Annotated in this window: 1 protein-coding gene; it reads right to left on the reverse strand. The window is 63.6% G+C overall.

Annotation, left to right across the window (positions count from 1 at the left end):
• Positions 1-282 (reverse strand): class I tRNA ligase family protein (locus ACO48X_RS02475; protein WP_485000278.1); only part of this gene is annotated, 282 nt, incomplete at its 3' end.
• Between the last annotated feature and the right edge of the window lie 193 nt (positions 283-475).

The following is a 475-nucleotide window of genomic DNA, read 5'->3' on the forward strand; positions in this document are numbered from 1 at the left end:
CTCGATTCCCAGAAGGCGCTGAGCCTCGAGCTCGGCGGGAAGGCCGTGGGTGTCCCAGCCGAAACGGCGTTCGACGCGGCTTCCCTTCATCGTCCGGTAACGCCCGACAACGTCCTTGATGTATCCCGTCAACAGGTGGCCGTAATGAGGCAGTCCGTTTGCGAAAGGAGGGCCGTCATAGAAGACGAACTCGTCGGCTCCGTTCGGGCCTGCGGGCCGGTTGTCGATGGACGCTTGAAAGGTCCCGTCCTTCTTCCAGAAGGCGAGAATGCCTTCCTCCATCTTCGGGAAGTCCGGCGACGCCTCGACGCGCGCCTGACGGTCCAAGGGATAGTGGCCTTTAGCACCCATTGTTGCTCCTCGTACATCGCCCGAGCGAGGACGACTCTCGGCGGTTGCCTTAAGCCGCGGTACCACCCCGCTTGCCCCGCGCGATGCGTGGCCTCTCATTGGGACGATGACGGGTCCAACCGCC

This window comes from Peptidiphaga sp. (assembly GCF_057238965.1).